Genomic DNA, 8,491 nt, shown 5'->3' with positions numbered 1-8,491 from the left:
TCCCCAGTCCCTAGTCCCTACGATTAATTCAGAAATCAAATCAGATTGCTATAGTTTGGATAACAAAATTTTACGATAATTAAACCATATATTATAATATCATGGCTAGTATATTTGTAAATATCAATATAATTTAAAATGTCAAACTTACATCATTTGCTAAATCAAGTTTTATTGACTTTTGTAGATTCTTTTAAAGAGCATAGAGAAGATTTATCAGCACTGCTACTAACACATCAGAAGTATTTATGGTTAGGGTCAGATGAAACTTCAACTATTGAGCGTCTTTCTTTGATTGATACTGAGAAATTTACAGATCATCAACAATTTCGTGTAGCAGAATTTATCGATTTACCTGCACCAGAAGAGGAAGAAATTGATGTAGAGGGACTAGCTTACACGGATAATTACTTATGGTTTGTTGGTTCTCACAGCTACAAACGTAAAAAATCCAAACCCGAAAATACAGATGCCAAGAACTTTAAAAGGCTAGCAAAAATTGAATCAGAACCTAACCGTTACATTTTAGGTCGAATTCCTCTGATAGACGGTAAGCTATTCTCATCTTGCCCACATCCCGAAAAGCCAGATGTGCAATTGACTGCCAGTAAATTAGAGGTGACGAATCAGGGTAATTTGCTGATGACAGCTTTGGCAGATGATGCCCATTTAGGCTTGTTTATTAAGGCAGGAATTCCCGGAAAGGATAATGGCTTTGATATTGAAGGAATAGGCATTTATCAAAACCGCGTCTTTCTGGGTTTGCGCGGGCCTGTATTGCGAGGTTGGGCTGTGGTGCTGGAAATAGAGTTAGAAGATTCTACCCCTGGACTGATGAAACTAAAGCAAATTGGAGAATTGCAGGAGTTATATAAAAAGCATTTTATCTGGTTGAATGGTTTGGGAATTCGAGATTTGTATGTAAATGATAAAGATTTGTTGATTTTAGCTGGGCCAACGATGGATTTAGATGGCCCCGTGCAAGTTTATCGCTGGGTAAATGGTGTGAATATGCGAGAAAATGTCTTCAGCAATCCCGATTTTGTGCAAGATATTCCTTATGGGAATCGGGAAGAACACGCTGAAGGAATGACGCTGTTTCAGGATGTAACTGGCATACCTTCGCTATTGGTAGTTTATGATTCTCCAGCAAAAAGTAGGCTGGTGGGTGATGATAGTGTAATGGCGGATGTGTTTAAGTTGGGCTAACTTCAATCTTGGATTTGGGATTTTAGATTGTTAAATGTTAGTAGAAATTGCTTGTACGGGACAGGTGGGGATACACTGTTCGCAGACAATACAGCGCGATCGCGTGAATGTCAACTTGTATGTCTCTGGCTGGAGGGTGAGGGCTTCGGTAGGACAAACCCCAGTACACAAGCCACAGTGAACACACACATCCTCGTCGATCGCAATTTCGCCTAACGTCGAAGAAACATTAACATTACGCGATCGCATCCACTCGATCGCCGCATCTAATTGATCGATGTCTCCCGATAATTCCACTACCAATTTGCCAATTTGATTTGGGGCAACTTGAGCGCGGATAATATTAGCGGCGACGTTGAACTCTTTAGCCAGTACGTAAGTGACTGGCATTTGCACGGCGCGTTTCGGGAAGGTGAGTGTTACTCGTTTTTTCACAGGTTTAGCAGAGGGTTTTTTCTGTTGTAACGTATTGAGAGTTTTATCGAAACAATCGGGTCTAAAACCTCGCCTTTTAAGGCAAAAGTTTGGCAAGCGGGGTATAAATCCCCGTTACAAAAACGGCCTCCTACCTCCTGCCTTCGTTAACAGTCCTTTCCTACAGTAAGTTGCACGAACGAGCAAGGCATCTGCTCCTGGGCAGGTAGCTAGAAAATCCAATTAAAATTAATCAATATTGATATTTGTTAATATTGGAAACCGCAAATATAGACCTTTTGGAAGATGCTTTAAAAATCAGTATTGATACTATATTAAACTTGCCATTTAAATTTATTACTTGTTATCTGTTATATCCATTTTAACTTGGAAAGCTTTTAACATGAAAATTTTAGTTGTCGAAGATGACGAGTTAAGTGCATATTCACTCACCTGCGTTTTAACTAACCAAAACTACGCGGTTGAAGTTGCCACTGATGGTGATACTGCTTGGAATTTTATTCAAACTTACGATTATGATTTAATCCTTCTAGATGTAATGTTGCCCAAACTGGATGGCATTAGTCTTTGTCGTCAAATTCGGTCTAGTGGTCTGCAAATGCCAATATTATTATTGACAGGGTGCGATAGTAGTCATGAGAAAGCGATCGGACTAGATGCAGGCGCAGATGACTACGTAGTTAAACCCTTTGACGCAGAAGAGTTAATTGCTCGTGTTCGGGCACTGTTGCGTCGCAGAGGTGTAACCTCGCAACCTGTACTGGAGTATGGGGGGTTGCGGCTAGACCCTAGTAGCTGTGAAGTCATATATGCTGGAAAGCTGCTAGCACTTACTCCCAAAGAGTATGCTCTTTTAGAACTATTTTTGCGAAATACTCGTCGGGTGTTTAGCTGCGGCATGATTTTAGAACATCTGTGGTGTTATGAAGACACTCCACAAGAAGAAGCTGTTCGCACCCATATCAAAGGGTTACGACACAAACTCAAAGCTGTAGGAGCGCCCAGTGATTTGGTTGAAACAGTTTACGGTATTGGCTATCGGCTGAAATCACTGGCAGAGGGGCAGGGGGGCAGCACTTCGGCTACGCTCAGTGACCGGGGGGCAGCACTTCGGCTACGCTCAGTGACCGAGGGGCAGAGGAGCAGCACTTCTCTACGAGAGGCTGCGCCAACGGCTACGCTCAGTGACCGAGGGGCAGAGGAGCAGAGGGACAGAGGGGAATTAGATTGTGAAAAATCCTTGGTTCCTAATCTCAAATCACAACAGCAAACATTAATGGCAGTTGCGGAAATTTGGCAACGATTTCAAAAGCGGGTAAACGAGCAGGTGAGGGTGCTGGAGGAAGCGATCGCAACTTTAAACCAAAATAGTTTAAATCCCGATTTGCGATCGCTTGCAGCCAAAGAGGCGCATAGCTTGGCGGGATCTTTAGGCACTTTTGGCTTGCCTCTTGGCTCTAAATTAGCACGCAATATCGAACTGTTACTGAGTTCTGGTCAAACCCTGAGTCAATCTGAAATTAGCAACCTCGAAAGTTGGGTAAAGTTATTGCGTCAGGAAATTGACGGAAACGAAGTAGCAGCAATATCTGCATCACCAACGCCACAGGTTTTAGAAACAGTCACACAACCACTGGAAAATGACCTTCATGCAGAAACTAAAATATTGGTTGTGGATGACGATCCGCAAATTCAGGCATTTTTACAAACCTTACTTAGTCCTTGGGGACTAAAAGCGATCGCTCTTGAAGATCCGCGTCATTTCTGGGAAATCTTGGAAATAATTACGCCAGATATGCTGATTCTGGATGTGGAATTACCTTATACAAATGGTATAGAACTTTGCCAATTAGTACGCAACGATTCGCGCTGGTGTGAGTTACCGATTCTATTCCTGACTGTGCATAGCGATGCCGAAATGGTAAATCAAGTGTTTAGCGTTGGTGCTGATGACTTTGTAAGTAAGCCCATTGTTGGGCCAGAACTAGTAACCCGGATCGTCAATCGCTTAGAACGGATGAAATTGCGGCAGCGCGTCGTGCAGGGAGGCAGGGAGGCAGGGGGGCAGGGGGGCAAGGGGGCAGGGGAAGCAGGGGGAGCAGGGGAAGATAGGGTAGTGAATTCTTCTTTGCCTCGCTCATCTCTCAATTTACAAGCCATCAACGAACTGGAATTGCGAGTAGCAGAGCGCACTGCTGAGTTAATTCGGGTGAATCAACAGTTGCAGTCACAACTTGATGAACGTCAACGGACACAAGGAGAATTACGGTTCTCTCAAGCTCGATTTGCACGAATTTTAGATATTGCTGATGATGCAATTATTTCCATTAACGGGTTCCAAAGCATCACTTTGTTTAATCAAGGAGCAGAGAAGATTTTCGGTTACTCGGCCCAAGAAGTGATTGGACAAGGACTTGATTTACTCTTACCGCAGCGTTTTTTTCAAGCGCATCGTCAACATGTGGTTGACTTTGGTCAATCTCCCAATGTTGCCCGTCGGATGGGAGAACGGCGTGAAATCTACGGACGCCGCAAGGATGGTACTGAATTTCCAGCCGAGGCTTCTATCTCCAAAATAGAGATGGCTGAGGAAATATTTTATACGGTTATTTTACGAGATATCACAGAGCGCAAACTAATTGAACGCATGAAAGATGAATTTGTCTCTGTTGTTAGTCATGAACTCCGCACACCTTTAACTTCGATTCACGGCTCTCTAGGAATGCTAGCCAGTGGTTTGCTAGCAACAAACTCAGAGCAGGGAAAACGCCTATTGCAAATTGCCACTGATAGCAGCGAACGCCTAGTACGTTTAATTAACGACATCCTAGACATTGAGCGCATCGAGTCGGGTAAGGCGAAGATGGAACCAGAAATCTGCAATATTGTTGACTTGATCGTTCAAGCAGTAAATGTCATGCAGCCTTTGGCTGACAAAGCAGGAGTGAAAGTATCCGTTTCTGCCGAATCTGGCCAAGTATTGGCAGATTGCGATCGCATTGTCCAAACATTGACCAATCTATTGAGTAACGCCATTAAATTCTCGTCTGCTGGATCTACAGTTTGGTTGGGGGCGCAACCACAAGAGAATGAAGTTTTGTTGACAGTCAAAGATATCGGACGCGGTATCCCAACAGACAAACTTGAGAGTATCTTTGAGCGCTTTCAACAAGTTGACTCTTCAGATTCACGTAACCATGACGGAACTGGTTTAGGTTTGGCAATTTGCAAGAGCATTATGCAACAACACAGCGGACGCATCTGGGCTGAAAGTGTATTAGGTGAAGGTAGCACTTTTTACGTCACTCTGCCATTATTTCGGGCTTTCCAAAATCCCGATCTAGAAGACTCTTCCAACATTCTCTTAGTTCATAGTAGTTACGAGCCAACTACAAATAGCCAACAAAGTCCAGATGCAGAATTTTTGAGCAACGGGCGTGTGACTACTAAGGAATTTGAACAACGGGTGATGAAATTACTTCAGAGCATTACCCCGAAGCAACAAGAGGATAGCAGCAATGACAACAAAGCAAATTCTAGTGGTTGATAACGAGCAGTATATTCAAGAAGTTGCCAAGATTTGCTTGGAAACAGTCGCAGGCTGGAAAGTAGTGACTGCGAGTTCTGGTCAAGAAGGCATAATTAAAGCTGAGACTTACCAACCAGATGCAATTTTACTAGATGTGATGATGCCAGAGATGGATGGCATCACAACCTTTGAAAAGTTACAAGCCAATCCATTAACCAAAGCGATTCCAGTAATTTTGTTAACTGCTAAAATCCAGGCTTCCGATCGCCGTCGCTATAATCAGATGGGAATGATTACCGCGATCGCAAAACCATTCAATCCTCTAGAATTAGCTGCTGAAGTAGCCGTAGCCTTGGGCTGGAGCCTAGAAAAGTAAAACAAAATCTATAGCAAATTAATTTATAAAAAATAGACTAGGGAAAAGTGATTTAAACGTTTTTTAGGTGTTAAAAAACACAATGGATAAAATAAATTTAATTGTTGTTGAAATACCTCATAGAAACGAACGACTTAAATAAATTGTAACTTAGTTACAAAATTAGCTATTTACTACAATTTTAGTCAAACAAGAACCTTTTTTTAGGAATAGTAATAACTTATGTTTATATATGCAATAAAATTAGTTCAATTTTTATTATAAAACTTAATATATATTATCTGAACTACTTGATGCTGTAAAATAAGCAGTGGATTTTGTCGATTAACAAATTAAATCTTAATTTGGTTATTTTTGGTAATAAAGACCAAAAAAATCGGACATAATCAGCATTTTCATTTCACCAAATTAATCTTACGGATGGGTCTAATTGACGAACCACTCATTTTGGTATTATTGCTTTTTCTTCTTCGGCACCACTCTTGCCCGATACTTTCTGATTGCTGGCGGAGCATACTTGCTCTTTTATTTAGTTTTAGGAAAGTCTCTTGCTAACAAGAGTTTGCGTTTGAAACCGTTGATGAATTGTGCCATTAAAAAGGATATTGAATTATCAGTAATCTCCACAGTAGTTTTTGCTATTTCTGGAGCATTTATGATCTCAGAGTATAATTTGGGAGCAACCCTGCTATACGCTGACATCTGGAAATACGGACTGTGGTATTTAATAGTTAGCTTTATTGCAGTACTAATTCTTCAAGATACTTACTTTTATTTTATCCATCGGATGTTTCACCATCCTCGAATTTTTAGATGGATGCATTTTGGACACCACCGTTCAGGAGAGCCAACACCTTGGAGTTCTTCTGCCTTCGACTTACCAGAAGCAATTGTACAAGCACTTTTTTTTGTAGGTGTAAGCTTCATAGTTCCCCTGCATTTCGTCACTTTAGTTGCCGCACTTATAACTATGACAGTATGGGCAGTGTTTACTCATCTCGGATTTGAGCTATTTCCTTCCTCATCTAAAAGTGACTGGATTGGAAAGTGGCTTATTGGTTCTATGCATCATTCCATACATCATCGTAAGTATAAAGTACACTACGGTTTGTATTTTACGTTTTGGGATAAACTGCTTGGTACTGAAGATCCTAATTATGAAAACGAAATCCACATAAGAGAGTTTTAACTATAGCAGTCCTAAATCATTTTTTTCTGTTGGCTGTTATTAGTCATTTGTCCTTTGTAATCACAAATGACAAAGGACAAAGGACAAATGACTACTGACTATTTAATTTTTGTCGAATTCTCAAGCTTGTTTGGATTCACCCAACGATTGACAAATTCGTTGTTAGGTTTGTACACCTTGATTTGCACTTGCTTGGAACTTAACTTGACTATTTCGGCAGGAATTCTTTGGACATCGCTAGAATCAGTGCGGGGCTTGTAAAGCCAAATGACTTTTTGCCCAACTTGAAAGTTGTTAAGATGATTAGTTAAAGAAGGCGTACTGTCTGCCCAAGATGGGAAAGCAATTACTAAGTTGATTAAAAGTACTAAGACCACTAAAGTGATTTGAAAAAGCTTCATAATCATTGCACTTGTCTTAGGCTTGATGGGGCAATCAATCTGCTGCTCTAGCATTTAGTTATTATCCTTGTTTAGATTCTCAGAGTTGAAAGATCGGTATACTAAAATTTCTTTGGGCAATTTAGTAAAAGTTAAAATATCTACTGATTTCAGGATAAAACGACTTAGAGAATAAAATCAAATAGTCTTATTTGTTAAAACGATAACTTATATTTATATATAGGAATCCGGTTTGATTCCTATAAGAGTTATATATAGAAGATTGTGTTGTAAAAATACGTTTGAGAACAAATGGAATAGCTGGAGTAACAAGTTTATTTTACGAAAGCGATCGCTGTTTGCCGTCAACCCAAAATAAATCTTTTGGCTGAGATATTGAAGCGATCGCCGTTTGCTGAAATTTAAGCCGCCCAAAAAATCGGGGCAGGTGACAAACCCGCCCCAACATCTGATATACTGCGCCCAACGGCTGTAGCTACAGGCTTTAAACTATTAACTAAATGCACCATATCTTCTAAAGAAAGTGCTTGACGGGCATCAGAAACAGATTTTTCTGGTTCTGGGTGACATTCAATAATTAATCCATCTGCACCGCAAGCGATCGCAGCCCTAGCTACAGGTGCGACCAACTCCCGTTTGCCGACGGCATGGGAAGGATCTACAATTACAGGCAAGTGAGTTATTTGCTTGAGTGCTGCCACTGCTCCTAGATCTAGGACGTTACGGGTGTAATCGTCGAAACTGCGAATACCTCTTTCGCACAACACCACATCAGGATTCCCGTGACTAAGGATATATTCAGCAGCCATGACGAATTCTTCAATAGTCGCTGCTAAACCACGTTTGAGCAGTATTGGTTTACCAGCTTGTCCCAAAGCTTTGAGCAAATCAAAGTTTTGCATATTGCGGCTACCAACTTGCAGCATATCAGCGTGGGCGGCGACTACTTCAATTTGGGAAATTGACATCACCTCCGTGACAACTGGCATATTGTAATGCGATCGCACCTTGGCTAAAATCTCTAATCCTGACTCTCCCATACCTTGGAAAGCGTAGGGAGATGTGCGAGGTTTGTAGACACCGCCACGCAACCCCTGTACTGATGCATTAGATAGCTTTTGAGCGACTATCTCCATTTGTTCTAAGCTTTCAACAGTGCAGGGGCCGCCGATAATTACCAGTTCTTTACCGCCGAAAGCGACTTCTTTCGAGATTTTAACGATTGTCTGGTGGTTGAGATGGGCTTGTGCAGCAAGTTTGGCATTAATCATGATTACATTCTCCTGAAAAGTTAAGTATTGGGGATTGGGGATTGGGGATTGGGGATTGGGGATTGGGGATTGGGGATTGGG

General features: G+C 41.3%; 7 protein-coding genes. 4 read left to right on the top strand and 3 right to left on the bottom strand.

Annotated features, from left to right (window positions below; all coding sequences use genetic code 11):
- Nucleotides 1-138: 138 nt before the first annotated feature.
- Nucleotides 139-1,209: a DUF3616 domain-containing protein gene (locus RMY64_RS36240; RefSeq protein WP_322702632.1), complete on the top strand. Its 1,071-nt coding sequence runs from the start codon at nucleotides 139-141 to the stop codon at nucleotides 1,207-1,209.
- Between the two features lie 30 nt (nucleotides 1,210-1,239).
- On the opposite strand, the gene RMY64_RS36235 is transcribed toward RMY64_RS36240, so the two are convergent.
- On the bottom strand, nucleotides 1,240-1,644 hold the full coding sequence (locus RMY64_RS36235) for an NIL domain-containing protein (RefSeq protein ID WP_094347724.1): 405 nt from the start codon (nucleotides 1,642-1,644) through the stop codon (nucleotides 1,240-1,242).
- Nucleotides 1,645-2,026: 382 nt separating this feature from the next.
- Here RMY64_RS36235 and RMY64_RS36230 point away from each other — a divergent pair, with 382 nt between their 5' ends.
- From RMY64_RS36230 to RMY64_RS36220, 3 genes are all read left to right on the top strand, one after another.
- Entirely contained in the window at nucleotides 2,027-5,191 is a 3,165-nt protein-coding gene (locus RMY64_RS36230) for a response regulator (RefSeq protein WP_322702631.1), read from the top strand.
- Nucleotides 5,163-5,549 carry a response regulator gene (locus RMY64_RS36225; RefSeq protein ID WP_322674459.1) on the top strand — a complete coding sequence of 129 codons (387 nt, stop codon included), beginning with the start codon at nucleotides 5,163-5,165 and terminating at the stop codon, nucleotides 5,547-5,549. Before RMY64_RS36230 ends, RMY64_RS36225 begins: the two co-directional genes overlap by 29 nt.
- Before the next feature lie 430 nt (nucleotides 5,550-5,979).
- Entirely contained in the window at nucleotides 5,980-6,738 is a 759-nt protein-coding gene (locus tag RMY64_RS36220; RefSeq protein ID WP_322702630.1) for a sterol desaturase family protein, read from the top strand.
- Nucleotides 6,739-6,836: 98 nt separating this feature from the next.
- Here the strand turns inward: RMY64_RS36220 and RMY64_RS36215 are convergent, their stop codons facing one another.
- Together RMY64_RS36215 and aroF are read right to left on the bottom strand one after the other, a co-directional pair.
- Complete coding sequence (locus RMY64_RS36215) at nucleotides 6,837-7,193, bottom strand: hypothetical protein (RefSeq protein ID WP_322702629.1); 357 nt, start codon at nucleotides 7,191-7,193, stop codon at nucleotides 6,837-6,839.
- A 347-nt stretch (nucleotides 7,194-7,540) separates the two neighbouring features.
- A complete protein-coding gene (aroF, locus tag RMY64_RS36210) occupies nucleotides 7,541-8,410 on the bottom strand; it encodes a 3-deoxy-7-phosphoheptulonate synthase (RefSeq protein WP_322702633.1) in 870 nt (289 codons plus the stop codon).
- Between the last annotated feature and the right edge of the window lie 81 nt (nucleotides 8,411-8,491).

This window comes from Nostoc sp. DedQUE08 (genome assembly GCF_034530895.1).
In the GTDB taxonomy this organism is placed as follows: Bacteria; Cyanobacteriota; Cyanobacteriia; order Cyanobacteriales; family Nostocaceae; genus Nostoc.
This window is presented reverse-complemented; position numbering and strand designations above follow the sequence as displayed.

Coding starts and splice junctions, on each gene's coding strand:
- RMY64_RS36230 (WP_322702631.1), top strand. CDS start 2,027: ATGAAAATTTTAGTTGTCGAAGATGACGAGTTAAGTGCATATTCACTC.
- RMY64_RS36215 (WP_322702629.1), bottom strand. CDS start 7,193: ATGCTAGAGCAGCAGATTGATTGCCCCATCAAGCCTAAGACAAGTGCA.
- aroF (WP_322702633.1), bottom strand. CDS start 8,410: ATGATTAATGCCAAACTTGCTGCACAAGCCCATCTCAACCACCAGACA.
- RMY64_RS36225 (WP_322674459.1), top strand. CDS start 5,163: ATGACAACAAAGCAAATTCTAGTGGTTGATAACGAGCAGTATATTCAA.
- RMY64_RS36240 (WP_322702632.1), top strand. CDS start 139: ATGTCAAACTTACATCATTTGCTAAATCAAGTTTTATTGACTTTTGTA.